The following is a 25,500-nucleotide window of genomic DNA, read 5'->3' as shown; positions in this document are numbered from 1 at the left end:
CATGATTGGATATGGAAAAGTTGTGCGCACAAAGTAACTGAATAATAAATAGAAGTTGAGCGAGAAATTGTAACGATAAAAAGCGGTAGAGAAGAATATCTAGAAAAATAGGTTGTTGTAGTCCATGCTTATTATCAATCAGGGATAGACAAAAAAAGCCCTTTTAACTAGTGAGTTAAAGGGCTGGTTGAATCATAAATCTTTGCTGTTTTTTATTATTCTGGTTGAGCAGTCAATCTTAAATAAGGTTTCACCGCCTTATAACCTTTAGGGAACCGTTGTTTGATTTCTTCTTCATCTTTAAGCGAAGGGATAATCACCACATCTTCACCTTGTTGCCAATTGGCTGGCGTTGCGACCTTGTGATGATCTGTCAATTGTAGCGAGTCTATGACACGTAATACTTCATGAAAGTTTCGTCCTGTAGAGGCTGGGTAGGTAATGATTAGGCGAACTTTTTTATTTGGATCAATAATCACCAACGAACGAACGGTTAAGGTTTCGCTGGCATTGGGATGGATAAAGCCATAGAGCTCGGATACTTTACGGTCTTTATCTGCAATGATTGGAAAATTCACTGTCGTATTTTGTGTCTCATTAATATCTTCAATCCAACGCTGGTGTGAGTCTACGTCATCGACTGAAAGAGCAATTGCTTTAACACCACGCTTATTAAATTCATCTTTGAGTTTTGCTGTAAAACCCAGTTCGGTGGTGCAGACAGGAGTAAAATCAGCTGGATGTGAAAATAAAACTGCCCAGCCATCCTCTAAAAATTCGTAAAAATCAATCGTGCCTTCACTTGATGCTTGTTGAAAATTTGGCGCGATATCACCTAAACGTAATGTCATGACTACTCCTTAACTCTATGTTATTTAATAATGCGATAACCCAATATGCAGTATTTTGCTTATAAACAAAATTATTGTTTTTTCATTTTATTATCATTTTTTAATATATGAATGTAGGCGCTATGGTATAAAAATCATCAAAAATTCACATTTAAGTCGATGTAACGGAAAGGTAAATTTGCTACATTAACGATCTTTGGTTGCATGATGTCAGAATCATTTTGCAGTTTTTTTTGCTGTTTGAACGTAAAGCACTTGTAGTTCTTATTTCTGACTCCATAATAACAGCTAAGAAAAAATTAACCGACCTAAGGTTTGTTGATATTTCCAAACCTTATAACAAACAGGATTAGAGAGTTTATTCATGTTGGCAAGTCTGATCGGAGGTATCTTCGGTACTAAAAATGAGCGTGAGCTCAAACGCATGCGTAAAATTGTTGAACAAATCAATGCGCTTGAACCGACGATATCTACTCTTAACGATGCAGACCTCTCTGCAAAAACTCCAGAATTCAAACAACGTTTCCAAAACGGTGAAAGTCTAGATAAATTACTGCCTGAAGCTTTTGCGGTCTGTCGAGAGGCTGCTAAACGTGTCATGGGTATGCGTCATTATGATGTGCAGTTAATCGGTGGTATTACCTTGCATGAAGGTAAAATTGCTGAAATGCGTACAGGTGAAGGTAAAACCTTGATGGGTACCTTGGCCTGTTATCTCAATGCGTTGAGTGGTCAAGGCGTTCACGTCATTACCGTGAATGACTACTTGGCACAACGTGATGCGGAGTTAAACCGTCCATTATTCGAATTTTTAGGTTTGAGTATTGGTGTAATTTACTCTATGCAAATGCCTGATGAGAAAGCGCAAGCTTATATTGCAGACATTACTTACGGTACCAATAACGAATTTGGTTTTGACTATCTCCGTGACAACATGGTGTTTTCTTTACAAGAGAAAAAGCAGCGTGGTCTGAACTATGCGATCATTGATGAAGTTGACTCAATCTTGATCGATGAAGCACGTACACCATTGATTATTTCAGGGCAGAGTGAAGATTCCTCTCATTTATATCAGCTAATCAACAGTATTCCTCCAAAATTAAAACCTCAGAAAGAAGAAAAAGTTGCGGATGGTGGGCATTTCTGGGTAGACGAAAAGCAACGTTCAGTTGAAATGACTGAAATCGGCTATGAAACTGTTGAACAAGAATTGATTCAGATGGGTTTGTTAGCGGAAGGTGAAAGTCTCTACTCTGCAACAAATCTGAATTTAGTTCATCATGTAACGGCAGCGATTCGTGCACATTATCTTTATCAAAAGAACGTGCACTACATCATTGGCATTAATCCACAAACGCAAAAAGAAGAAGTGATTATTGTGGATGAAAGTACTGGTCGTACCATGCCAGGTCGCCGTTGGTCAGAAGGTTTGCACCAAGCGGTTGAAGCCAAAGAAAACATGGAAATTCAACCAGAAAACCAAACGCTTGCAACGACGACATTCCAGAACTATTTCCGTCTGTATAAAAAGCTTTCAGGTATGACAGGTACTGCTGATACAGAAGCAGCGGAAATGAAAGAAATTTATGGCTTGGATGTGGTGATCATTCCAACGCATAGACCAATGGTGCGTATCGACCATAATGATTTAATCTATTTAAATCGCAATGGTAAATACAATGCCATTATTGAAGAAATTACCAATATTCGTCAGAAGGGTGTAGCACCTATTCTGATTGGTACTGCAACGATTGAAGCAAGCGAGATCCTGTCTTCAAAATTATTACAGGCAGGTATTCATCACGAAGTCCTAAATGCGAAACAGCATGAGCGTGAGGCAGATATTATCGCGCAAGCAGGTAGCCCGAATGCGGTAACCATTGCAACTAATATGGCAGGTCGTGGTACAGATATTTTGCTGGGTGGTAACTGGAAAGCTAAGCTGGCTAAAATTGAAAATCCGACACCTGAAGATGAAGCACGTTTGCAAGCACAATGGGAAAAAGACCATGAAGATGTATTAGCATCAGGTGGTTTACATATCATTGGTTCTGAACGTCATGAATCACGCCGTATTGATAACCAGCTACGTGGTCGTGCTGGACGTCAAGGTGATCCTGGGGTATCGCGTTTTTATCTGTCACTAGAAGATGATTTAATGCGTATCTTCGCTGGCGATCGTGTGGTTGCGATGATGCGTGCCATGGGCTTGCAGGAAAATGAAGCCATTGAACATAAAATGGTGAGTCGTTCGATCGAAAATGCACAACGTAAAGTTGAAGCACGTAACTTTGATATTCGTAAGAATTTGTTGAAGTATGATGATGTAAATAATGAACAACGTAAGATTATTTACTCTCAACGTGATGAGGTTCTTGCTGAAAGTACCTTACAAGATTATATCGAAGAAATGCATCGTGAAGTTGTGAAAGGCGTGATTGCAACTTTTATTCCACCAGAGTCTGTACATGATCAATGGGATATCGAAGGTTTAGAGAATGCTTTACGCGCTGATTTGGGTATCGAATTGCCAGTACAGCAATGGTTAGATCAGGATCGTCGTTTAGATGAAGAAGGTCTTATTGCTCGTATTTCTGATGAAATTGTAAATCGCTACCGTCAACGTCGTGAACAAATGGGTGCTGAATCAGCGGTTATGCTTGAACGTCATTTTATGTTGAACTCGCTTGACCGTCATTGGAAAGATCATTTAGCGGCAATGGATTACCTACGTCAAGGGATTCATTTACGTGGTTATGCTCAGAAAAACCCTGAGCAAGAATATAAAAAAGAAGCTTTTAATTTGTTTGTGAACATGTTGGGTGTGATCAAATCAGATGTTGTTACTGATTTATCACGTGTCCATGTTCCAACAGCTGAAGAGCTAGCAGAAATGGAAGCACAGCAGCAACGCCAAGCTGAATCGATGCGTCTTTCTTTTGAGCATGATGAGGTCGATGGTTTAACGGGTGAAGTGACTGCTTCTGAAGAAACAGAACTGGCAAACAATACAGCATTCCCAGTACCTGAAAGTCGTAATGCACCTTGTCCATGTGGCTCTGGTTTAAAATACAAACAATGTCACGGTAAACTTTAATTTAACTGTGGTTCATCCAAAAAAGCAGAGCATAGGCTCTGCTTTTTTACGATAAACTACTTGAGTCAGATTAAGCTTTGTAGTTTTATTATCGGACTTACAGTTCTTGATTGAATTGATATTAAAAGCGGGAAGACAATGAAAAAACCATTACAACTTTTAATTTTGGCAAGTGCAGCGGTATCTAGTTTTGCATTTGCAAAAGATGCACCTCAAACCACGACAGTGGAAAAAGTGCAAGCTGCAAAGGGTGAAACTTCTGCACAGGCACAAGTGAAGCATGATGTTACTACGGTCATCAGCCCACGTACCGGAATCCGCTATACTTTGGGTGATACAGGTAATCGTCCAATCGTATTGCAAACAGCTGCGATTGCACCAGCAAACTCAGCAAATATTAATCGTATTGTGGCATCAAATCCTGCCTTGTCTGAAAAAAGCCAAGAAAAAGCCAAGATTGCTTTAATTGGTGAAGCAGCTGTACAAGCTGCAAATGCAGCCGCTGCACAAACAGCCAATGCCCAAGCACCGCAAACAGCTAGTGCTCAAGCAGCAACAAGCAATTAATTGATTGTTATGCAAAAAAAGAGATGCATTCGCATCTCTTTTTTATTGCGTGCTTATCTTATAAAAAACTTGGCAGTAAGACCAAACCAATAATGATCGCAAACATTAACCATTTCAAAGCATAGTAGAGTGGGCGATTACGCGCTTTCAAGCCACGACCATAGTGGTGAATAGCATAACCATATTTGAAGATACGGTTAATAAATCCTGTTTTATCCTGATCATCGTTGGGTGAACTGGCTGCTGACATCACATTACGACCAAACCAATGATTGAATTTTTGCGCCCAGCCCCATTTCATTGGGCGCTCAATATCACAGAATAAGATGATACGAGTTTGATCCGTTTGATTATGTGCCCAATGTACATAGGTTTCATCAAAAACGGTTGCTTCACCATCTCTCCAGCTATAACGCTCTTGATCAACTTCGATAAAACAGTCATCACTATTGGGGGTGACTAAACCCAAGTGATAACGTACCGAACCTGCATAAGGATCACGGTGTTTACCCAAGTAACTTCCAGATGGCAACTCAGTAAACATTGCTGCTTTAACCGATGGAATACTTTCAAGTAATGCTACAGTCTTTGGGCAAAGTTGTTGTGCTGATGGATGGCTATCTTGATACCATTTCAAATAAAAACGTTTCCAGCCACGCTTAAAAAAAGTATTAAAGCCTGCATCATTATTTTTTTCGGATGCTTTGATTTGATTTTGTAGTTGAATGGCTTCTTCCCGAATCACCTCCCAATTATCTTGTAATGGTTTGAGTTCAGGGAATTGCGCCACATCAAAAAATGGCTGGTTTGGGAGTTTAGAAAAACCAGTCATAAACATGTTTACAGGCGCTAAAAATGTAGAATGGTCAAATAGTTGCCGAGATATTTTTAATCGTTCTTTACCACGAAAATAAGTATATAAGAAACTAACCAAAAATACGGCAATGATAATCACTGCGTACATAAGCACAATAGTCTAAAAATGGGAGGCGGTTAGTTTAGCACAAAATATATTTGGACGAGTATGGTTATAGATACAAGTTGGAAAGGTCTTTAATTGTACGATAAAAGGTCACTCAGGCGAGCATCGCTTGATGCTCACCTGATGTTTTATGCGTGATTAGATTTGGTTATTTACATCGATATTTTTAGTTTCTCGGATCAATAAAAAAGCAATCAGAGATAATAATGCCGCGGCACTGAGATAATAACCGACTGCTTGTAAACCAAAGTTTTCAGCAAGTTTAGTGGCAATATAGGGTGCAAAAGAGGCACCAAAGATGCCTGCTAGATTAAAGGTCAGTGCCGAACCCGTGTAACGTACAGACGTTGGGAACAGTTCAGACAAGATTGTGCCAATCGGACCATAAGTCAGTCCCATGATGGATAAACCGATGCACAAGAATAAAAACACCAATACAGGACTACCAGAATCAAGCAAGCTTGCGAAGACTAAACCAAACAATGCAGCTAAAATACAGACAGCAATCGACGTGGTTCGACGACCGATTTTCTCCGCTAAAATCGCTGATAAAGGAATAAAGCCAGCAAAACATAAAGTCGCTATAAGCTGTAATTGCAAAAATTCAGTACGGGTATAGCCAAGCTGTGTAGTTCCCCAAGTCAGTGCAAAAACAGTGGTGAGATAGAACACCACAAATGTACAAATTGCAGCAATCGTTCCAAGAATCAATTTAGACAAGTGCTTGGTCATGACTTCTTTAAATGGAACATTTACTTCTTTTTGTTTATCCAGAACTTTTTGAAAAGCTGGTGTTTCATGTAATTTCAAGCGAATGTATAGACCGACTAAAACTAAAACAGCACTCGCGATAAAAGGAATACGCCATCCCCAAGTCATAAATGCTTGTTCCGTCATGAATGCACCAAGCAAGAGGAATGAACCTGTTGCAAGGATAAATCCAATAGGTGCCCCTAATTGAGGGAACATGCCATACCATGCGCGTTTACCTTCTGGCGCATTCTCAGTCGCGAGTAACACCGCACCACTCCATTCACCGCCTAAGCCCAGTCCTTGTCCCAAACGACATAAGGCTAATAATAGGGGAGCAGCAATGCCGATTTGAGCATAAGTAGGCAACAAGCCAATACAGACAGTTGAAACACCCATGGTCAATAGTGCTGCAACCAAGGTGGCTTTACGTCCGATCCGATCGCCTAAATGACCAAAAAGTGCAGCGCCGACGGGGCGGGCAATAAATGCGATTGCAAAGGTGGCTAATGACTGGAGTAAGGCTGCGCTTCCACTACTTGCTGGAAAGAACAGATGTGGAAAAATAATGACTGCGGCAGTGGCATAAATATAAAAGTCAAAAAACTCAATTGTGGTACCAACGAGACTTGCAAACAGTACACGTGTTTTTGAATTGCTTGCCACCTCACCAGTGGCAGCCATAGAGTTTGACGACATAGATGACCTTAATTCTAATGATCTAAGACAAAATACGAAGTGTTCGCCTTAGATGTTCCTTATAAAATGCGGGGCTTACTTCGGAATTGAATGTAATGAATGCCAGCAAAATGCTTGCTTACAGCACATACCAATAGATCGCTAGAAAATGTAAACCTGCTCCTAGTAGCACAAAGATATGCCATATTGCGTGGGTATATCTTACCTTTTTTAAGGCATAAAACAATGTACCGATGGTATAAGCCAATCCACCTGCAATCAGCAGTTGTAGAGCATCTTTGGATAAATAACGTTGCATGTCATCCATCAATAATACAGCTAACCAACCCATCACCAGATAAGCTACTAATGACAGTTTTTGAAAGCGATGAATAAACACCAATTTAAATAGGGTGCCAATAAATGCAATCACCCAAAGCGCAATTAGAAGATAGTGCGCCTTGGCTGTTGGAATGGCAATACTGAGAAAGGGGGTATAGGTGCCCGCGATCAGATAGTAAATCGCGGTATGATCTAGTTTCTTATACCAATATCGTCTGGTTTCATCTTGTGCGAAGTGATAAAGCATTGAACTGCTGAGTAGCAATACTAAACTAAAGCCATAGACCCATAGACTGATCCATTGGCCCAAGGGAAGATAGCTCCCTTTAATAATTAAAAATACCGAGGCAATTAAAGCTAATATTGCACCGATACCATGACTATATGCATTGAGTCGTTCTTCTTTTGGATCATAATTCAACATTGAGTTCATGTTCATCGCAATAAGCTTTGCATAAAAATACAACTGTATCGTAATGCAATTTCCCTTTTAAAGTAAGACGCTTTAGAATTTAGTTTCTATTTGTCAGGTTTTCATTATGTTTGCGCCGAAATTTTCTTTTGAACAAGAACAACAATTTTTCTTGGATATCCAGCAATCGATTGAAAATAAAAGCTTTGATCGCCTAATTCTGAGCCAATATAAAGGTGAGTTAGCTGAATTAGAAAAGATGACATTTCGTATTATTGAGCTGCAAGGTCAAGCCGTGCTTTCTTGTCTGTATCATTATAAAACACAAGACATTACCAAAAATTATGCAACTGATGAAGGATTGGAAAAAATTGCTGAGTTACTGATGCAATCTAAACAGGCGAATCTATTAACGCTTCATCAAGATATTCAGTTGAAGAAAAATAAAAAGAAAGCAATGCTCAATGCACAGAAGAAACAGGCATCTATATTAAAAGTTGAGCAGCAACATAATCGTGAAAAGCAGCGCTATGTACAACAACAAAGTCCATTTTTAAAACATCTAGGTATCACAGATGAAAAAGGGCAAGTCATTCCAAGCATGGCGCGAAAATGGAAACAGATCAATAAATTCATTGAGATATTTTCCAATGCTTATGCTCAAATTGATGCTTCTCAACAAGAACTGAATATCGTTGACTTTGGTTCTGGCAAAGGCTATTTAACCTTTGCTTTATATGACTATTTACAAGCCCAACAAAAAACGCCCTTGATTACAGGTGTGGAATTACGCTCGAATTTAGTTGAGTTTTGCCAGAAAGTTGCAGATGACGTCGGGTTTAATCATCTTGATTTTTTCGAAGGGGATGTGCGGAGCTATCAACCTGAAAAGTTGGATGTCATGATCGCATTGCATGCTTGTGATATTGCAACCGATTTTGCGATTCATACAGGGATTCGCCTCAATGCATCAATGATCATGTGCGCACCATGTTGCCATAAAGAATTAAGACCGCAACTTAAGAGTTCAGAAGTGTTGCAACCAATGTTGCAGTTCGGAATTCATGCGGGTCAACAAGCTGAGATGCTCACTGACACGCTACGCGCATTGTTGCTCAAAGCTTATGGCTATGAAACTAAAGTCTTCGAGTTTGTCTCATTAGAACATACCAGTAAGAACAAAATGATTTTGGCAACTAAACGCAAAGATATTCAGCAGCCTGATGCTAAAATTTTGCAGCAAATACAAGCGTTAAAAACGATGTATGGCATTCAAAAGCAAAGTTTGGAGTTGTTATTAAAGGATCAAATGCCTATCGAAAATGTAGGTTGTAAGTGTTAATGAGACAAGAGATGAATCGTTTTGTTGTGAAACATGGTCAATGGGATCAATTGCAACTACAGCAGGATGCCAAGCGCATTCGTGAGTTTGTGTTTATCAATGAGCAAAACATTCCTGAGCAAGATGAATGGGACGATCAAGATCAAGTGTCGGAACATTTTGTCGTCTATGCACAAGATCAAGCGATTGCCACCGCTCGATTGTTACCTGATCATCATTTAGGGCGTGTTGCCGTATTGCAGGAATATCGAGGTCAGGGCATTGGACAATTGATCATGTTGGAAATGATTGCTTATGCTAAATCCCAAAACCGTCCATTTTTACAGCTTTCTGCACAAACGCACGCTACCTCATTTTATGAAAAATTAGGCTTTGTGGCACAAGGTGATGAATATGATGAGTGTGGCATTCCACATATAGAAATGGTAATGCCTATTCTCAGAAAAGTTGAAGTTTAAATAGAGAAATAATCTTTATTTCAATGAGATGATTTAGGATTGTGTTGAGTTTTAACTTCTGATGTTGCAGTTGTATGATCTTGAGAGAGTGCTTCTTCTTGCTGAATTTTACGTTGCGCACCTGGCATATAATCAGGTTCTTGGGTCATGGCTAAGTAGAAGAAACTTAAAAAGATAGTGCTTAGTATTCCAACAATGATGACAAACTTCCATCCCAATACAGTTTCATTGGAGTCTTTTTGTGGGGATGGTTGATTGCTCATGAAAAAATCCAAAAAATAAATAAAATATAATTTTGCGCCTTTTTAGCTTAGCTTGCCAAGTATAAATATGGAATTCTTCGATGCGCTGCCCCATAGCACGAGCATGGGGAAAAGAGATTGTTGAGCAGTTATATTAGGCGAGAGGCTGAAAAACAGCATCGTCTCGCCATTGAATGGATTACATTGATTTTGAGGTTAAAGCTTGTGCCAATCTTCTATTGCCTTTAGACCTGTTTCTACACCGACATCATAGCTATAGCGAATTTTGGATTTATTCTTGGTGAGTCGACCTGCCATATTTTTTAAATCTGGGGGACATACTTCCAAAATTTTCTGCCCAGATGGCGTGCGGACAAACTGGACAGAATCATTATAGCGTTGAGTTCTTGTTAAAAGACTATGAGCAAAACCATGTTGTCGTTTAAACAAATATTTCGCAAGAAATTGATCACCTCTGCTGTTGGCTTTGTAGTAGTTTTGAGGGCGAGTACGTAATACCATGAGTTTAGAAACATGATTTTGTTGTGCAGCCCAATGTACTGGGAGAGCATCCGCCACACCACCATCAAAATAAGGTTCGCCAAAAACCTCAACTGCTTGACGTGTCAGTACAGGAATCGAGCTGGATGCCCTTAAACCATCCAAAATATTATCTTTAGAGGCTTTGATATAGGTTGCTTCACCAGAAATGGCATGGGTAAGCACCATATAGAACTCAGGATGATTTGCAAAAAGATGGGCTTGATTCAGTGGATGTTCTTTTTCCACCACATCCCACATCCATTTTAGATCAAGTAAATCACCGCCTTTAAAAAAGCGTCCATAATGAATGAATTCTGAACGAAGAGAATGATCTAAATAAATTTGTAGTGTTCGACCCTGTTGAGCAGCTAAGTAATTTGCAACATTAGTTGAGCCTGAGGAGACACCAACACAGAGATCAAAAGGATTAAATTGTTGCTGTAAAAATGCATCTAAGACACCGCTGGTAAATGCGCCGCGCATTCCACCACCTTCAACGACCAGTGCCTGACGATTTTGTTGAAGCATTGAAAATCTCGAATACCATGATAAATCCCTGTTTAACACGGATTTATCATGTTCGACAATAGCACTTTAGTGTTGATGAGACTCTGCTTGAGTAGCTGTAGTTGCTGTTGCTGTATTGCTTTTAGCTGCCTCTAATGCTTCTGGCGACATTGCAGGTGCTGTTTTAAAAGCATGTTGTTGGCTGCTAGTTTGCTTTTGGCTTGGCATATAATCAGGTTCATTGGTGATGGCTAAGTAAAAAATCACCATAAAAATAAAGCTTAGAATGATCGTGATAATCAGCGCTTTCCACCCCCAAGGTGAAGTTTCTGGGCATAATTTCTCAGACATAAGACAAATTTCCAAAGGACAAAAAAGAAAGCAGAATTAGGGAGATTTATAGCACAATTTGTGATGAATTAGGCAGAAGTTTTGCAGTGATTTTGTCGAATAGTAAAAAGCTCATATCGGTAATCAATACTGACATGAGCTTTAAGCTTATAAAAAGAAATGAATTATTGAATAATTTCCTTCTTTTGCGCTTTGTTTTTCAGCAGTTGCGGTGGAGCGAACCGTTCACCATATTTAGCAGACAATTCTTCTGAACGTTGTAATGATTTTTCAATCCCGTTTTGATTTAAGAATTGAATCGCACCGCCAGTCCAAGGTGCAAAACCGATTCCGAAAATTGAACCGACATTGGCATCAATCACTGACTCTAGAACACCTTCCTCATAGCAGCGTAAGGTATCCAGTGCTTGAACAAACAAGAAACGATCAATCATATCTTGTTCAGAAATATCATTTTCTTTTGTCCAGCGGCTGAGTCCATCCCACAAATGTTTTTTGCCATTTTCTGGATATTCATAGAAGCCTGCACCAGCAGCTTTACCTTTACGATTCAACTCGTGAATCATGGTGTGAACCACTTCATCTACAGGCGTTTTCGGTAAGTCTTTCCCTTCAGCTTGCAGTGCTTTACGCGTTTCGCTTGCTACATGCTCAGTCAGAGTTAAAGATACTTCATCCTGAATCGCAAGAGGACCAACAGGCATACCAGCTTTGAGTGCTGCCATTTCGATTTTTGCTGGATGTACACCCTCAGCAAGTAGACGCATGCCTTCTTGAATGAACGTACCAAACACACGACTGGTGAAGAAACCACGGCTGTCATTCACCACGATTGGCGTTTTCGCAATTTGTTGAACAAAGTCATAGGCTTTAGCTAATGTTTCAGCAGAAGTTTCTTTGCCTTTGATGATTTCGACCAATTGCATTTTGTCTACAGGGCTAAAGAAGTGTAAACCAATAAAGTTTTTGCTATCTTTACTTGCTGTTGCTAGACCTGTGATTGGCAAGGTAGAAGTGTTCGATGCAAAGATACCGCCATCAGCTAAATATTGTTCAGCTTCTTGAGTTACCTCGGCTTTGAGTTCTTGATTCTCAAATACTGCTTCAATAATTAAGTCACAGCCTTGTAGATCAGTAGCATTAGCTGTAGCCGTAATAAGCGCTAACACTTGATCACGTTTTTCAGCTGTCATACGACCTTGTGAAACACGTTTATCAAGTAGTTTTTGTGAATAAGCTTTGCCTTTCTCTGCATTTTCTACAGACACATCTTTGAGTACGACAGGAATTCCTTTGATTGCGGTTGAATAGGCAATCCCTGCACCCATCATACCTGCACCTAAAACACCGACTTTTTTCGCTTGCCATTTAGCAACTTCAGCAGGACGACTCGCACCTGATTTGATCGCATTCAGACCATGCCAGAACGTACCGATCATGTTCTTCGATACTTGCCCTACAGTTAGTTGTGTAAAGTAACGCGATTCAATACGAAGCGCGGTATCTACATCGACTTGTGCACCTTCAACTGCAGCCGCCATGATCGCTTCAGGAGCAGGGTAGCAACCTTTGGTTTTGTCACGTAGCATGGCAGGGGCAATTGCAAGCACTTGTGCAACCGCAGGCGTTTTAGGATCACCACCAGGGATTTTGTAGCTTTTCACATCAAATGGTTGCTGTGATTTTGGATTAGCTTTCACCCAAGCAATCGCTTTTTCTAACAGCTCTTGTTCATTCTCAGCCGTGTCATGTACCAAACCAAGAGATTTTGCTTTATCGACACCAAATTGCTTACCTTCCATGAGGAACGGGAATGCATTTTGTAAGCCCAGCAAACGTACCATACGGACGATACCACCACCACCAGGAAGTAGTCCTAAAGTCACTTCAGGTAAACCAAATTTAGTTTTTGGATCATTAATGGCAATACGATAATGACAACCTAAAGCGATTTCCCAGCCACCACCAAGCGCAGTACCGTTTAAAGCTGCAACAACAGGCACACCTAAAGTTTCGATTGTGCGTAAGTCACCTTTGAGTTTTTCAATCATCTTGAAAAATTCAGTGGCGTGTTCAGGTTGTACCTGAATCAGCTCATCTAAGTCACCACCAGCAAAGAAGGTTTTCTTAGCTGAACGGAAAATAATACCTTTCAGATCAGTTTCAGCTTTAAGCTTTTGACTGACTTCATCTAAAGCATTACGGAATTCTGCATTCATGGTGTTTGCAGATTGACCCGATGAATCAAGCGTAAGAATTACAATATTGTCAGCGTTTTTTTCGTATTTAATAGCGCTCATACATCATCATCCTAAATTTATTTCTTAAAAACGCTGGCGAGGCAGAGCTTGCGAGGCGGAAATAGCTGAAAAAAGCGCAGTTTACGATGTGTAAATGAGCATTTTTGAAGGTGTTTCCAACGTGGCAAGATCAATGCAGCCAGTTTTTATACCAACTCGATAATGGTAGCGATACCCATACCACCACCGACACATAATGTTGCTAGACCACGTTTTTTACCTTGACGCTCTAATTCATCTAGCAAAGTTCCTAGAATCATGGCACCAGTTGCCCCCAATGGATGTCCCATCGCAATCGCACCACCATTGACGTTGACTTTCTCAGCAGGAACTTTCAGTTCTGTAATAAAACGCATCACCACAGCTGCAAAAGCTTCATTTACTTCAAATAAATCAATATCGTCGATGCTCAAGCCTGCTTTTTCTAATGCTTTACGTGCAGCAGGGGCAGGACCAGTCAACATAATGGTTGGATCTGTACCGACTAATGCAGTTGCAAGCACCTTGGCACGAGGTTTTAAACCTTGCTCTTTGACTGCTTTTTCAGAAGCCAATAACACCACCGCAGCACCATCGACGATACCTGATGAGTTACCTGCATGATGAACGTGATTAATTTTTTGCGCTTCAGGATACTTCTGTAAAGCAACAGCATCGAAGCCCATTTGACCCATCATTTCAAAGCTAGCATTCAGTTTTGCTAAACCTTCAACTATGGTATTTCCTTTGATAAATTCATCTTTTTCTAAGATTGTTACACCTGCATGATCTTTCACAGGCACAACTGATTTATCGAAATAACCATTTGCTTGAGCGGCAGCAGCCTTTTGTTGCGAACCGACCGCAAATGCATCTACATCTGCGCGGCTATAACCATCTAAAGTTGCAATCAAGTCTGCACCCACACCCTGTGGTACAAAAGAGGATTTTAAATTGGTTTCAGGATCTAGTGCCCATGGGCCACCATCTGAACCCATCGGGATACGTGACATTGATTCTACGCCACCCGCAACCACAACATCTTCCCAACCTGAACGAACTTTTTGTGCTGCCAAGTTTACTGCTTCTAAGCCAGAAGCACAGAAACGGTTGATTTGTACACCTGCAACATCATCATTCCATCCTGCGGCAATCGCAGCAGTTTTGGCAATATCCCCACCTTGATCACCAATCGGTGTCACACAACCGAGAACGATATCATCGACTTTAGATGTGTCGAGTTGATGGCGTTGTTGTAATTCATTCAATAATGTTGTGAGTAAAGTAATTGGTTTTACTTCATGTAATGAGCCGTCTTTTTTTCCTTTTCCGCGTGGTGTGCGAATGGCATCAATAATATAGGCCTCGCTCATAGCTGTTCCTTGTATTGCCTTAAATTAAAATCATTGTGCTTCGAGTGTACTCAATTTAAGAGGTAGTGCAATGATGATAAACATTGGCAGGTTTGATGTTTTTCGCCAATTCAGTTGACTGTTGAAAAGATGAAATATTTAGTAAAATATATGGTCATAATTCAACAAAATTATCCTGATGAAATTTATTAATGTTGTCGGAACATCAGCTTCTGGAAAAACGACCTTTGCTCGCCAACTTGCTAAAAAGTTAGGGTTGATTCATATCGAAATGGATGATTTGTTTTGGTTGGATAATTGGCAAGAAACGCCAGATGATGAATTTTTTTCTAAATTACAAAATCGAATGGATCAAGCCACTAGCGGATGGATACTTGATGGTAATTATTCTCGAACGCAAGATTTGAAGCTTAGATATATTGATACGATTATTTGGTTAGATTACTCATTTTCATTCAACCTTTATCGATCAATCAAACGAGCAATTACTAGAGCTGTGACACAGAAAAAATTATGGCCAAACTCGAATAATCGAGAAAGTTTTAAGTCCAGTTTCCTTTCTAAGGATTCCATTATTTTATGGATGATCAGTCATCATGCTAAAAATAGAAAAAAGTATCTCGCAATGATGGAAAATCCCGAATATCAACATATTCGCTTTATTCAATTAACTTCTCCAAGAGAAGCAGCAGAATTTCTTAATTCAATGAATGGATCGCCTAAATATTCTTAAACGATCCATGTACTGATTTTTATGAATGATGCCCATGCAACTGACGATATAAACCAGGGGTAACACCTGTCCATTTTTTAAAGGCGCGGTGGAAGGTGCTGGTTTCACTGAAGCCCACTTGTTGAGCCACATCTTCAAGTGTGAGATTCGGTGTTAACAATAAGTGAATTGCAGCATCACGACGCAGAGCATCTTTGACACCTTGATAGCTCTTACCTTCGGCAGCTAAACGACGACGTAAGGTTTGAGGGGATAAATACAACATCGACGCTACATCATTGAGTGTCGGCATTTCTTCACCAATTTGACTCTTCAATACATCGCGGATACGAGAAGTGAGCGAGTTGGTATTTTTGAATTTCACTAGAAGCTGCGCTGGCGCTGCTTTTAAGAACTCTTCTAAAGTATTTTCATCTTGGCGAATTGGTAGATCAAGATAATCTGCCGCAAACGTAATCTCTGTACGTGGTGCATCGAACTGCATCACTGGTGCAAAGAACAATGCATCATATTCATCGGCATGACTTGGACGCTCATAATCAAAATGTACGCGTTCTAAGGGCAAACGACGTTCAATCAACCAAGATGCAAGACCATGCCAAATCATCAGCATACTTTCAGTAATAAAATGATCTGGATCGAGTGATTTTGGGATGTGAGGAACTAAGCGCGCTTCATGTTTGTCACGCTCTAAACTTACAGACCATTCGTCACCAAACAGTTTGTAGAATTGTGATGAAAGCTCAAGTGCCTGACCGAGTGTTTTAGAATGAATAATCAATTGGCACATGATTGCAAATGTACCTAAACGACGGGGTTGGATATCAAAACCGACATGTTCATCTTGAGTGACCATCCATAGCATTTTAACAAAGCGAGTATATTGCTCAGGGGAGATTCGAGCTTTAGGTTGCCGCAATAATTCTGCTTCTATACCGACATGTGAAAGTAATGTATCAACGTCCATGCCTAGGCGTTTCACACCTGTTAAAGCCGCATTCACGAAGTGGATGCTGATCGTATCACGGCTCATATTGAATCCTTCAGTTTCTTTACTATTCACGATAATTGACCTAAATAACCGTCTAAAATAAAAGGGCTTGTTAGTTGATCAGATATAGTTGCGACAATAGACATTTTTTAGATGATACAAGGCATGGCTTGTGAGATTTAGTGTCTCTAAATGAACAAGACATAACGCAGTATGAGGAACAATGTTCCGCAAGTAAAATGTCTTTGTCCCGTAGGGTTGTGACCAAAATTGTCTCAGACTTCGTTATGAAACTCGGAAATGAATCGTCATTCCTTTCGTTTCATGCCTCGTCTGATAAAATTTTTGCCAACAACGCAATGTATATCTGATCAATTAACAAGCCCTATGGCAATTGACAAGAAAAAATAATTGCTCAATGCGTACATGTTAAATTGCCGAAACTATCAAGGTAAATGGCTGAACATGACATTGTTTTTATGTTTATCCCTACCTAGTATAAAAGAAAATTTAAACAAAATGAGTAAAAATTATCATGCCATCTGCATTAAAAGGATTGAAAGTTCTCGATTTTTCTACTTTGTTACCTGGTCCATTCGCAAGTATGTATCTTGCAGACATGGGTGCAGAAGTTATCCATATTGAATCACCGACTCGTCCAGACTTAGTAAGGATTATGCCACCTTATGCGAACGGTCAGGCCACTGCACATAGTTATCTGAATCGAAATAAGCAGTCGATTGCATTGGATCTTAAAAATCCAGCGAGTATTGAGCTCATTAAAAATAAAATCTCGGATTTTGATATTGTGTTGGAACAATTTCGTCCTGATGTGATGCGCCGTCTGGGTTTGGATTATGAAACCTTAGCAGAAATCAATCCCCGTTTAATTTACTGTTCTATTACGGGGTATGGTCAAACAGGAAGCTATAAAGATCGTGCGGGGCATGATATTAATTATTTAGCGCTTGCTGGTGTTTCGGGTCATTGTGGGCGTCAAGATGGGGGACCTCCACCACTTGGAATTCAGATCGCAGATGTTGCTGGTGGTTCATTACATGCAGTGATTGGTATTCTCGCAGCAGTGATTGAACGTCAACGTAGTGGTATCGGGCAATACATTGATATTTCGATGACCGATTGTGTGGCGAGTTTAAATAGTATGGCTGCTTCAGCGAGCTTGGCAGGACAAACGCCACAAGGTCCTGAACAAGGCATGCTCAATGGTGCGAGTTTTTATGACTATTATGAAACAAAAGATGGTCGTTATTTTTCAGTGGGGAGCTTAGAGCCACAATTTATGGCTGGATTAGCTACTGCTCTAGATTTACCGATACTTTTGGCAAAAGGTGCATCTTTTGATTCAGAAGATCGTCAAGCAGTGAAACAAGCTTTGAAGGATAAATTTAAAACTCAAGATTTCGCCGCGTGGCAGCAGGTATTTCAAAGCTTAGATATTTGTGTAGAACCAGTGCTTAGTTTAGATGAAGCATTAGTTTCACCAATGGCACAGCAACGGGGGTGGGTCGTTGATGTACCATTATCGGAAAATGCATCTCAAACAGAACCTCAGTTAGCTTGTCCGATTAAGTTTTCTCGATCACAAATGGTATATACCTTTATAGGGCAAGCTTTGGGAGAAGGGAAATGGTAGAAAATATGTGCATATGATCACTGAATGTTAAAATATTGTACAGATCGTTAACATTTTGAATAAAATGTAATTTAAAAATAAGAGTAACCTTTTATACACAATAACATAAAAGGTTACGTAAACATGACAATCTCCAAATCTATGATTGTTTCTTGTTTATCCGTTCTATCATTGAGTCTTTTCACACACCATACTCAAGCAGCATCTCCCGCATTTGATCCAAATGGTCAATGGTTGTTTGGTGATTGGAACGGTCAACGCACAGCGTTACAAGAACAGGGTTATAACTTTTCTGCGAATTACACAGGAGAATTTGCAGGGGTTTTAGATTCTAAACAGTATTCTAATCGTGGAAATGAATACACAGGTCAACTGGCATTAGGTACTCACTTTGATCTAAATAAAATTTTAGGTTGGCAAGATACAGAGGCCCAAATCACTTTAACTTATCGTGATGGCCAATCTCTTTCTCAAACGGCAGATGGTCTACAAGGACATTTAAGTTCGGTACAAGAAGTTTGGGGGCGGGGGCAAACATGGCGTTTAACAGAGCTTTGGGTCAAAAAGAAATTTTTGGATCAAGCACTAGATATTAAAGTTGGTCGATTTGGCGAAGGTGCCGACTTTAATAGTTTTGACTGTGATTTCCAAAATTTAGCATTATGCGGTTCACAAGTGGGTAACTGGGTCGGTGATCAATGGTACAACTGGCCAGTGAGTCAGTGGGCATTGCGCGTCAAATACAATTTCCAACCTGACTTGTATGCGCAGATTGGAGCGTATGAATATAACCCTGAAAATTTGCAACGTGGCAAAGGCTTCAATCTAAGTACTGATGGATCACATGGTGCCATTATTCCAGCAGAATTGGTTTGGACACCGAAACTCGGTGCACAGTCACTTTCTGGTGAATATCGTTTTGGCTATTACTACAGTACCGCCGATGCTGTGGAAATTGCCAACCCAGCGAAAACCTCACATAAACAAGGTGGTTGGTTTACTGCAAAGCAACAATTGACTAGTCACGACGGTCAGTCTGATCGTGGTTTGACTGGCTTTGTGAATGTGACGGTTCATGATTCAAAAACCAATGCAGTCAAAGATATGCAAAATATTGGTTTGATTTATAAAGGTCTATTGGATCAGCGCCCACAAGATGAGTTGGCGCTTGGTGTAGCGCGTATTCATGCCAATGATAAAAATAATAGTTTATTGGATGAAGAATATAACACTGAGTTGTATTACGGCATTCACGCTACGAATTGGTTGACGATTCGTCCAAATATCCAATACGTACATCACGTCGGTGCACTTAAAAATGGTGACAAAACTTGGGTTGGTGGAATTAAGTTCCAAACAGTCTTCTAATTTTTTGATTTGAATAATTTTGCAGATTTAGTTCATTTCAATGGATTACATCTGCAAGTTTTCATTGTGATTTGAATTTGACGATGAGGTGAAGTGATTTGCTTCATCGTATCTAAAATACTAAAGATGCAAGGGTGATCGTATGAATCAATCTGCTTCAAAATCTGGGCTTAGAACATTGACGGTAATTATCATTGCCCTCATTGCATTGTTCTTGCTCGTTGGCGGTATATGGCTCGCAGCGATAGGCGGGTCTTTTTATTATATAATTGCAGGTGTGCTGTTACTTATTGTCGCAGTTCAACTTCATAAACGTGCTTCTGGTCCATTGTGGGTCTATGCGGCTCTAATGCTAGGGAGTGTAATTTGGGGTGTTTGGGAAGTGGGTACAGACTTCTGGGCACTTGCACCACGCCTTAATGTGTTAGGAATCTTAGGTTTGTGGTTGTTAGTACCAGCAGTTACACGTGGTATAGACAACTTAACCTCAAGCAAAGTGGCTTTATCATCTACTTTAGCCATTGCAATTGTGGTGATGGTGTATTCAATATTTAATGATCCACAAGAAATTAATGGTGTTATTGAAACGCCACAGCCTGAGCAAGCGAAAGCATTAGAGGGAATTGCACCTGAAGATTGGCCTGCATATGGCCGCAGTCAGGGCGGAGAGCGTTATTCACCACTCACACAGATCAATGATAAAAACGTTAAAGATCTGAAAGTGGCTTGGACTTTCCGTACTGGCGACTTTAGAACTGAGCATGATTCAGGTGAAACAACGAATCAGGTGACTCCAATTAAAATTGGCAATAATCTGTTTATGTGTACTCCACATCAGCATTTAATAGCAATTGATCCTGCAACAGGTGAAGAAAAGTGGCGTTTTGATCCAAAGCTGAAATCGGATAAAACTTTCCAACACTTAACCTGCCGTGGTGTGATGTACTACGATGCGGATAATACGACTAAGTTTGCAACCAGTTTACAGGCTAAAAAGTCGAGTTCAACCGAGTGTCCAAGAAAAGTCTTTGTTCCTGTCAATGATGGTCGTTTAGTTGCTGTAAATGCAGATACGGGCAAGGCATGTTCAGATTTTGGTGAAAATGGCGAGGTGAATTTACAAGAATTCATGCCATATGCTTATCCGGGCGGCTACAATCCGACTTCTCCTGGTATTGTGACTGGGACGACTGTTGTGATTGCAGGTTCAGTAACGGATAACCATTCAAGCCAAGAACCATCTGGTGTGATTCGTGGCTATGATGTAAATACTGGTAAATTACTATGGGCCTTTGATACGGGTGCTGAAGATCCAAATGCTTTACCGGGTGAAGGTGGAACATTTGTTCATAACTCTCCAAATGCATGGGCACCACTTGCTTATGATGCGAAACTTGATATTGTTTATGTCCCAACTGGTGTGGGTACACCTGATATCTGGGGCGGTGATCGTACCGAGTTGAAAGAGCGTTACGCAAACGCAATGCTTGCCATCAATGCAACCACAGGTAAACTCGTTTGGCATTTCCAAACCACGCACCATGATTTGTGGGATATGGATGTACCATCACAACCATCTTTAGCTGATATTCAAGATAAATCTGGTCAGACGGTTCCTGCGATTTATGTACTAACAAAAACAGGTAATGTATTTGTGTTGGATCGGAGAACAGGTGAGACTGTTGTACCGATTACAGAAAAGCCGGTTCCACAAACAGTAAAATGGGGACCACAGACCAAGGGTGAGTTTTATTCACCAACACAACCATTTTCTGATTTCAATTTAGCACCAAAAGATAAATTAACCGATAAAGACATGTGGGGTGCCACCATGTTGGATCAGTTAATGTGCCGTGTGAAATTCAAACGTCTCAATTACGATGGCATTTATACACCACCTTCTGAGAATGGAACTTTAGTTTTCCCTGGTAACTTAGGTGTGTTTGAATGGGGCGGGATGTCAGTGAATGCTGACCGTCAAGTCGCTGTGATGAATCCAATTGGATTACCTTTTGTAAGTCGTTTGATTCCAGCAGATCCAAATCGTCAAGCTGTTGCGCGTGGTGCGGGTACTGAGCATGGCATGCAACCAATGTATGGTACGCCTTATGGGGTTGATATCAGTCCGTTCTTGTCACCATTTGGCTTGCCATGTAAACAACCTGCGTGGGGCTTTGTTGCTGGTGTGGATTTGAAAACTCACGATGTTGTATGGAAAAAACGTATTGGTACGATTCGTGACAGTTTACCAAATCTGTTCCAATTACCACCTGTGAAAATTGGTGTGCCAGGCTTAGGTGGACCGATATCAACGGCTGGTAATGTAATGTTTGTTGCTGCAACACAAGATAATTATATTCGTGCATTCAATGTATCGAATGGTGATAAATTGTGGGAAGCACGTCTACCAGCAGGGGGACAAGCAACACCAATGACCTACGAAATAAATGGCAAACAATATGTGGTTATTATGGCTGGAGGACATGGTTCGTTTGGTACCAAAATGGGTGATTATTTAGTTGCCTATGCTTTACCTGATTAATTCCTTTTAGAACCAACAATGCTCACTTCGGTGGGCATTTTTTTGGTTGATTTAGTGGTGATGCTTAAATACGACACTTTTCCATCAAAATAGACAGTTCTATCTGGCTTGTGTAAAATTTCGACCTAATAAAAAAGGAATACCATAACAAAATGCTTTTAAATATATTCCATGTACTTGAAAAGTTGGGGTTAAATGCACAAAAACGTGCAATACAAGTTCAATTTTCGCATCCGATGCTTAATGCGCAAGTGTTTTTGCAGTCGATTGATGGAAATCATCAATTGAACCAGGGGGTAATGGCTGAGCTGATTTGTCTGTCAACGAATGCCGCTATTCCATTAAAAGCGTTTATAGGGTGCCAAGTTGCTGTAGATCAGGTCACAGATACAGGGCTCTTGACCCGCACAACAGGAATCATCACTGCCGCAGCACAGGGACAAAGTGATGGTGCTTTAAGTCTTTATCGACTGACGCTACAAGATGCCACAGCGCTTTGGACAAAGCGTCGTAATAGCCGCGTATTTATGAATCAATCCGTGGTTGAAATTATTCAAACCTTATTCAAGGAATGGCAAACACGTAGCCCATTATTTGCTGCAAGTTTGACATTAGATCTGAGTGGGCTAAGTAAAGACTATGATATACGTCCTTTTACGATGCAACACAATGAGCTAGACGCTGATTTTATCCAGAGATTACTGGCTTCAGAATCTATAAATAGTTTGATCGATGAAGCACAGCATATTGTTCCTCACAATACTGCGCCAATCCAAGCACAAAAATTACGTCTGATTGATGATAATCAACCATATCAGGCACTCGAACGTCGAACCATTCGGTATCATCGGAGCAGTGCAGCAGAACAATATGACAGTATGACCAGTTTGGTTGCTCAACGGAGATTACAACCCACAACGGTACATATTCAAAGATGGCAAGCTGATGCATTGGATCAAGAAGATGGCGCGGGCAGCGTTCAAAGTACACATTCTCATAGTGAACATCATGACAATCTCAGTCTAGGATTGGAGGATGCTTGGCATTTTACACCTGCATGGATTCAGGATTTAAAAGGTGATGATGGTGTCACAGCATCAGGTAGTCAACAAATTGAACGTCTAAATGAGCACCGTAATCAATACTATAATGCTGCTGCTAAACACTTTATTGCGCATACAACGGTTCGTGATGCCTATGTCGGTTATTGGTTTGAACTGAGAGAACATCCTGAGATTAATTTACATACCGCCCAAGACCGAAATTTTTTAATTACAGCAAAACATTTTTATCATCATAACAATCTACCCAAAGAGCTAAATTTACAAGTTAGACAACTCTTACAAAATAGCCAATGGCAAGTCAGAGATTTTAATAACAACAGTGAACGCCACGCCAACCAGCTTACCTTACAGCGTTACCATGTTCCAATTGTCCCTGAATATGACCCCATTAAGCATCGTCCGATTGCATATCCTCAACGAGCAAGAGTGGTCGGACCTGAAGGTGAGAGCATTTATGTCGATGAATGGGGACGGATTAAAGTCAGATTTTTGTTCACGAGGAGTGAAGATCATCAGCATGATGGGGGTGCTGGCTCTAATAATAATGATAGCGACTCTGCATGGATTGATGTCCTGACACCTTGGGCGGGCGAGGGCTATGGTGCACGGTTCCTACCACGAATCGGTGAAATCGTGGTGATTGACTTCTTTGACGGTAATATTGATCGTCCGTTTGTGATGGGGCGTATCCATGAAGCACAGCGTTCACCGACCCGCTTTGATATTAAAGGACAATTACCTGATACCAGACGACTGAGTGGTATTCGTAGTCAGGAGATTGGTGGGCAAGGATTTAACCAACTACGATTTGACGATACGTCGGGACAAATCAGCACGCAATTACAAAGTAGTCATGCAGCAACACAATTAAATTTAGGTCATTTAAGTCATCCCAAAGTCCAAGAACATAGTGCTGGACGTGGAGAGGGTTTTGAGCTCCGAACGGATGCTTGGGGCGCTGTCCGAGCAGGCAAAGGCATGCTGATCAGTACCTATGCACAAGAGCAAGCGATTGCAGATCACTTAGAAGCAGCACAAGCGCAGTCTTTACTCAATCAAGGCTATGAAAGCATGAAAATGCTCAGTCATATTGCTGAAAAACAGCAAGCGGATGCATTAAATGTCATCCAGCGACTGCCTAAATTTATTCAGTCGTTAGAGCTTAATAGCAAAACTCAAGCACTAAATAAGACCGTAAATCTGTTTAAGAATGGATTGAAAGACGATCCATTACATGCCTTGAAAGACTGTGGAGGTTTTATTAAGGATATCAGTGGTTTTGGTGGAGACACAAAAACAATTATTGACGAATTTAATCAATTCTTTGCCGATAGCAAAGATGCAATCAATAACTTAAAAGATTTCATTGAAAACGTTGAAGCACACGGGGCAGATATTGTTAAAGGACAACTGGCCAGTTTAAAAGATAAAATTAAACAGAATCCATTTGAGAGCCTTCAAGAAGTTGGGCAAGTGCTGGCAAATGTAGATATCAAAGATTTTGATTTGATGAGTACTTGCGGCACCTTCAAGAAAGGGAGTCAACTCAATGTCAGTCCTTTACAAGCGCTGAACTCCTTACAAGGTTTCATGGAAGGATATACACAAAACTTAGAAAATAGCGCTGATGCAAAACAACAAGAACAAGGAAAAATATTTAGACAAGCTTTAATGCTCCTTGCATCACCGAATGGGATTGCATTGACCACACCTGAAAATATTATTCTTCAAGCCTCACAAGATATAGCGGAAAGTGCTAGTGGTTCGATTAATTTGAGTGCTCAGAAAAATATTATTGGTCATGCGCAAGATAAAGTGAGTTTATTCGCTGCCACGAAAGGACTTAAAGCCTTTGCTGCAAAAGGAAAAGTTGAATTACAAGCACAAGATGATATGATCGAAGCAATTGCCCGTCGTGTCGTAAAGATTATATCGACCGAAGAAAAAATAGAGATCACTAGTCCTGTTGAAATTGACCTAAAAGCTGGTGGTTCACAACTCAAGATAAATAAAGAAGGGGTTTTTATAAACACAGGCGGATACTTCAAAGTGAAAGCAGGACAGCATGTATTTGAAAGTGGTGCAACCGTCAATGCAGAGTTACCGAGCTTACCGAAGAGTGGAATGTATAGTATGCGATTTGATTTAAGTCAGGTTTTTGATAATAGTATATTCAAAAATATGAAATATAAGCTAATGAACCATACTAAAAAGATTGAATCAGAATATGAATTTGAGAAAGAAAGTAGTGCAAGAATATATAGCGATTCAGCGGATCAGGTTGAATTAGCATTAGTACCAGGTGCATATTTAAAGCCATTAAATGAGGCTAAAAATAATAAGGTTGCTGAGTCTTTAGATGAGTTGGAGGAGG

At 40.3% G+C, this 25,500-nt stretch carries 19 protein-coding genes; 9 read left to right on the top strand and 10 right to left on the bottom strand.

All coding sequences use genetic code 11. The features are described from left to right. Positions 1–215 precede the first annotated feature (215 nt). Complete coding sequence (locus HMPREF0023_RS13560; protein WP_004640715.1) at positions 216–851, bottom strand: peroxiredoxin; 636 nt, start codon at positions 849–851, stop codon at positions 216–218. Positions 852–1,215: 364 nt separating this feature from the next. Between HMPREF0023_RS13560 and secA the strand changes: the two genes are divergently transcribed. After that, a complete protein-coding gene (gene secA, locus HMPREF0023_RS13555) occupies positions 1,216–3,948 on the top strand; it encodes a preprotein translocase subunit SecA (RefSeq protein WP_008942343.1) in 2,733 nt (910 codons plus the stop codon). Between the two features lie 138 nt (positions 3,949–4,086). Further along, entirely contained in the window at positions 4,087–4,515 is a 429-nt protein-coding gene (locus tag HMPREF0023_RS13550) for a hypothetical protein (protein ID WP_005083282.1), read from the top strand. A 58-nt stretch (positions 4,516–4,573) separates the two neighbouring features. Here the strand turns inward: HMPREF0023_RS13550 and lpxO are convergent, their stop codons facing one another. The 3 genes from lpxO to trhA all read right to left on the bottom strand — a co-directional run bounded on the left by lpxO (position 4,574) and on the right by trhA (position 7,706). Further along, the gene (gene lpxO / locus HMPREF0023_RS13545; RefSeq protein ID WP_004640707.1) at positions 4,574–5,479 is read right to left on the bottom strand and encodes a lipid A hydroxylase LpxO; all 906 of its coding nucleotides are present in this window, start codon (positions 5,477–5,479) and stop codon (positions 4,574–4,576) included. A gap of 156 nt (positions 5,480–5,635) precedes the next feature. Next, entirely contained in the window at positions 5,636–6,946 is a 1,311-nt protein-coding gene (locus tag HMPREF0023_RS13540) for an MFS transporter (protein WP_005083279.1), read from the bottom strand. Between the two features lie 118 nt (positions 6,947–7,064). Beyond that, entirely contained in the window at positions 7,065–7,706 is a 642-nt protein-coding gene (gene trhA / locus HMPREF0023_RS13535; RefSeq protein ID WP_026056297.1) for a PAQR family membrane homeostasis protein TrhA, read from the bottom strand. 100 nt (positions 7,707–7,806) lie between these two features. Here trhA and HMPREF0023_RS13530 point away from each other — a divergent pair, with 100 nt between their 5' ends. Both HMPREF0023_RS13530 and HMPREF0023_RS13525 read left to right on the top strand, forming a co-directional pair. Further along, positions 7,807–9,021: a class I SAM-dependent methyltransferase gene (locus HMPREF0023_RS13530; RefSeq protein WP_008942342.1), complete on the top strand. Its 1,215-nt coding sequence runs from the start codon at positions 7,807–7,809 to the stop codon at positions 9,019–9,021. Positions 9,022–9,032: 11 nt separating this feature from the next. After that, complete coding sequence (locus tag HMPREF0023_RS13525) at positions 9,033–9,479, top strand: GNAT family N-acetyltransferase (protein WP_017395707.1); 447 nt, start codon at positions 9,033–9,035, stop codon at positions 9,477–9,479. 20 nt (positions 9,480–9,499) lie between these two features. On the opposite strand, the gene HMPREF0023_RS13520 is transcribed toward HMPREF0023_RS13525, so the two are convergent. From HMPREF0023_RS13520 to HMPREF0023_RS13500, 5 genes are all read right to left on the bottom strand, one after another. Beyond that, a complete protein-coding gene (locus tag HMPREF0023_RS13520) occupies positions 9,500–9,742 on the bottom strand; it encodes a hypothetical protein (RefSeq protein WP_008942340.1) in 243 nt (80 codons plus the stop codon). Between the two features lie 195 nt (positions 9,743–9,937). Next, on the bottom strand, positions 9,938–10,792 hold the full coding sequence (locus HMPREF0023_RS13515) for a patatin-like phospholipase family protein (RefSeq protein ID WP_008942339.1): 855 nt from the start codon (positions 10,790–10,792) through the stop codon (positions 9,938–9,940). A 66-nt stretch (positions 10,793–10,858) separates the two neighbouring features. Continuing rightward, positions 10,859–11,122, bottom strand: coding sequence for a hypothetical protein (locus HMPREF0023_RS13510; RefSeq protein WP_008942338.1), 264 nt, complete (start codon positions 11,120–11,122; stop codon positions 10,859–10,861). A gap of 164 nt (positions 11,123–11,286) precedes the next feature. Beyond that, positions 11,287–13,422 carry a 3-hydroxyacyl-CoA dehydrogenase NAD-binding domain-containing protein gene (locus tag HMPREF0023_RS13505; protein WP_008942337.1) on the bottom strand — a complete coding sequence of 712 codons (2,136 nt, stop codon included), beginning with the start codon at positions 13,420–13,422 and terminating at the stop codon, positions 11,287–11,289. Between the two features lie 146 nt (positions 13,423–13,568). Then, positions 13,569–14,774 carry an acetyl-CoA C-acetyltransferase gene (locus HMPREF0023_RS13500; protein ID WP_008942336.1) on the bottom strand — a complete coding sequence of 402 codons (1,206 nt, stop codon included), beginning with the start codon at positions 14,772–14,774 and terminating at the stop codon, positions 13,569–13,571. A gap of 178 nt (positions 14,775–14,952) precedes the next feature. Between HMPREF0023_RS13500 and HMPREF0023_RS13495 the strand changes: the two genes are divergently transcribed. Further along, a complete protein-coding gene (locus tag HMPREF0023_RS13495; RefSeq protein WP_008942335.1) occupies positions 14,953–15,507 on the top strand; it encodes an AAA family ATPase in 555 nt (184 codons plus the stop codon). Positions 15,508–15,526: 19 nt separating this feature from the next. Here the strand turns inward: HMPREF0023_RS13495 and HMPREF0023_RS13490 are convergent, their stop codons facing one another. Next, positions 15,527–16,540 carry an AraC family transcriptional regulator gene (locus HMPREF0023_RS13490; RefSeq protein ID WP_017395708.1) on the bottom strand — a complete coding sequence of 338 codons (1,014 nt, stop codon included), beginning with the start codon at positions 16,538–16,540 and terminating at the stop codon, positions 15,527–15,529. 493 nt (positions 16,541–17,033) lie between these two features. On the opposite strand from HMPREF0023_RS13490, the gene HMPREF0023_RS13485 reads away from it, so the two are divergent. From HMPREF0023_RS13485 to HMPREF0023_RS13470, 4 genes are all read left to right on the top strand, one after another. Then, a complete protein-coding gene (locus HMPREF0023_RS13485) occupies positions 17,034–18,152 on the top strand; it encodes a CaiB/BaiF CoA transferase family protein (protein ID WP_008942333.1) in 1,119 nt (372 codons plus the stop codon). A gap of 144 nt (positions 18,153–18,296) precedes the next feature. Then, the gene (locus tag HMPREF0023_RS13480; protein WP_171057902.1) at positions 18,297–19,520 is read left to right on the top strand and encodes a carbohydrate porin; all 1,224 of its coding nucleotides are present in this window, start codon (positions 18,297–18,299) and stop codon (positions 19,518–19,520) included. A 142-nt stretch (positions 19,521–19,662) separates the two neighbouring features. After that, entirely contained in the window at positions 19,663–22,062 is a 2,400-nt protein-coding gene (locus HMPREF0023_RS13475; RefSeq protein WP_008942331.1) for a glucose/quinate/shikimate family membrane-bound PQQ-dependent dehydrogenase, read from the top strand. Between the two features lie 152 nt (positions 22,063–22,214). After that, the coding region (locus HMPREF0023_RS13470; RefSeq protein WP_008942330.1) for a type VI secretion system Vgr family protein at positions 22,215–25,500 on the top strand (3,286 nt) is incomplete at its 3' end.

The organism is Acinetobacter sp. ATCC 27244 (assembly GCF_000156555.1).
Taxonomy (GTDB): domain Bacteria; phylum Pseudomonadota; class Gammaproteobacteria; order Pseudomonadales; family Moraxellaceae; genus Acinetobacter; species Acinetobacter haemolyticus.
The sequence above is the reverse complement of the archived record's forward strand: the minus strand, read 5'-3'. Positions and strand labels throughout refer to the sequence as shown.

What these genes read in the sequence shown, in the direction of transcription:
- HMPREF0023_RS13560 (WP_004640715.1), bottom strand. Translation starts at nt 851, where the DNA reads ATGACATTACGTTTAGGTGATATCGCGCCAAATTTTCAACAAGCATCA.
- secA (WP_008942343.1), top strand. Translation starts at nt 1,216, where the DNA reads ATGTTGGCAAGTCTGATCGGAGGTATCTTCGGTACTAAAAATGAGCGT.
- HMPREF0023_RS13550 (WP_005083282.1), top strand. Translation starts at nt 4,087, where the DNA reads ATGAAAAAACCATTACAACTTTTAATTTTGGCAAGTGCAGCGGTATCT.
- lpxO (WP_004640707.1), bottom strand. Translation starts at nt 5,479, where the DNA reads ATGTACGCAGTGATTATCATTGCCGTATTTTTGGTTAGTTTCTTATAT.
- HMPREF0023_RS13540 (WP_005083279.1), bottom strand. Translation starts at nt 6,946, where the DNA reads ATGTCGTCAAACTCTATGGCTGCCACTGGTGAGGTGGCAAGCAATTCA.
- trhA (WP_026056297.1), bottom strand. Translation starts at nt 7,706, where the DNA reads ATGAACATGAACTCAATGTTGAATTATGATCCAAAAGAAGAACGACTC.
- HMPREF0023_RS13530 (WP_008942342.1), top strand. Translation starts at nt 7,807, where the DNA reads ATGTTTGCGCCGAAATTTTCTTTTGAACAAGAACAACAATTTTTCTTG.
- HMPREF0023_RS13525 (WP_017395707.1), top strand. Translation starts at nt 9,033, where the DNA reads ATGAATCGTTTTGTTGTGAAACATGGTCAATGGGATCAATTGCAACTA.
- HMPREF0023_RS13520 (WP_008942340.1), bottom strand. Translation starts at nt 9,742, where the DNA reads ATGAGCAATCAACCATCCCCACAAAAAGACTCCAATGAAACTGTATTG.
- HMPREF0023_RS13515 (WP_008942339.1), bottom strand. Translation starts at nt 10,792, where the DNA reads ATGCTTCAACAAAATCGTCAGGCACTGGTCGTTGAAGGTGGTGGAATG.
- HMPREF0023_RS13510 (WP_008942338.1), bottom strand. Translation starts at nt 11,122, where the DNA reads ATGTCTGAGAAATTATGCCCAGAAACTTCACCTTGGGGGTGGAAAGCG.
- HMPREF0023_RS13505 (WP_008942337.1), bottom strand. Translation starts at nt 13,422, where the DNA reads ATGAGCGCTATTAAATACGAAAAAAACGCTGACAATATTGTAATTCTT.
- HMPREF0023_RS13500 (WP_008942336.1), bottom strand. Translation starts at nt 14,774, where the DNA reads ATGAGCGAGGCCTATATTATTGATGCCATTCGCACACCACGCGGAAAA.
- HMPREF0023_RS13495 (WP_008942335.1), top strand. Translation starts at nt 14,953, where the DNA reads ATGAAATTTATTAATGTTGTCGGAACATCAGCTTCTGGAAAAACGACC.
- HMPREF0023_RS13490 (WP_017395708.1), bottom strand. Translation starts at nt 16,540, where the DNA reads ATGAGCCGTGATACGATCAGCATCCACTTCGTGAATGCGGCTTTAACA.
- HMPREF0023_RS13485 (WP_008942333.1), top strand. Translation starts at nt 17,034, where the DNA reads ATGCCATCTGCATTAAAAGGATTGAAAGTTCTCGATTTTTCTACTTTG.
- HMPREF0023_RS13475 (WP_008942331.1), top strand. Translation starts at nt 19,663, where the DNA reads ATGAATCAATCTGCTTCAAAATCTGGGCTTAGAACATTGACGGTAATT.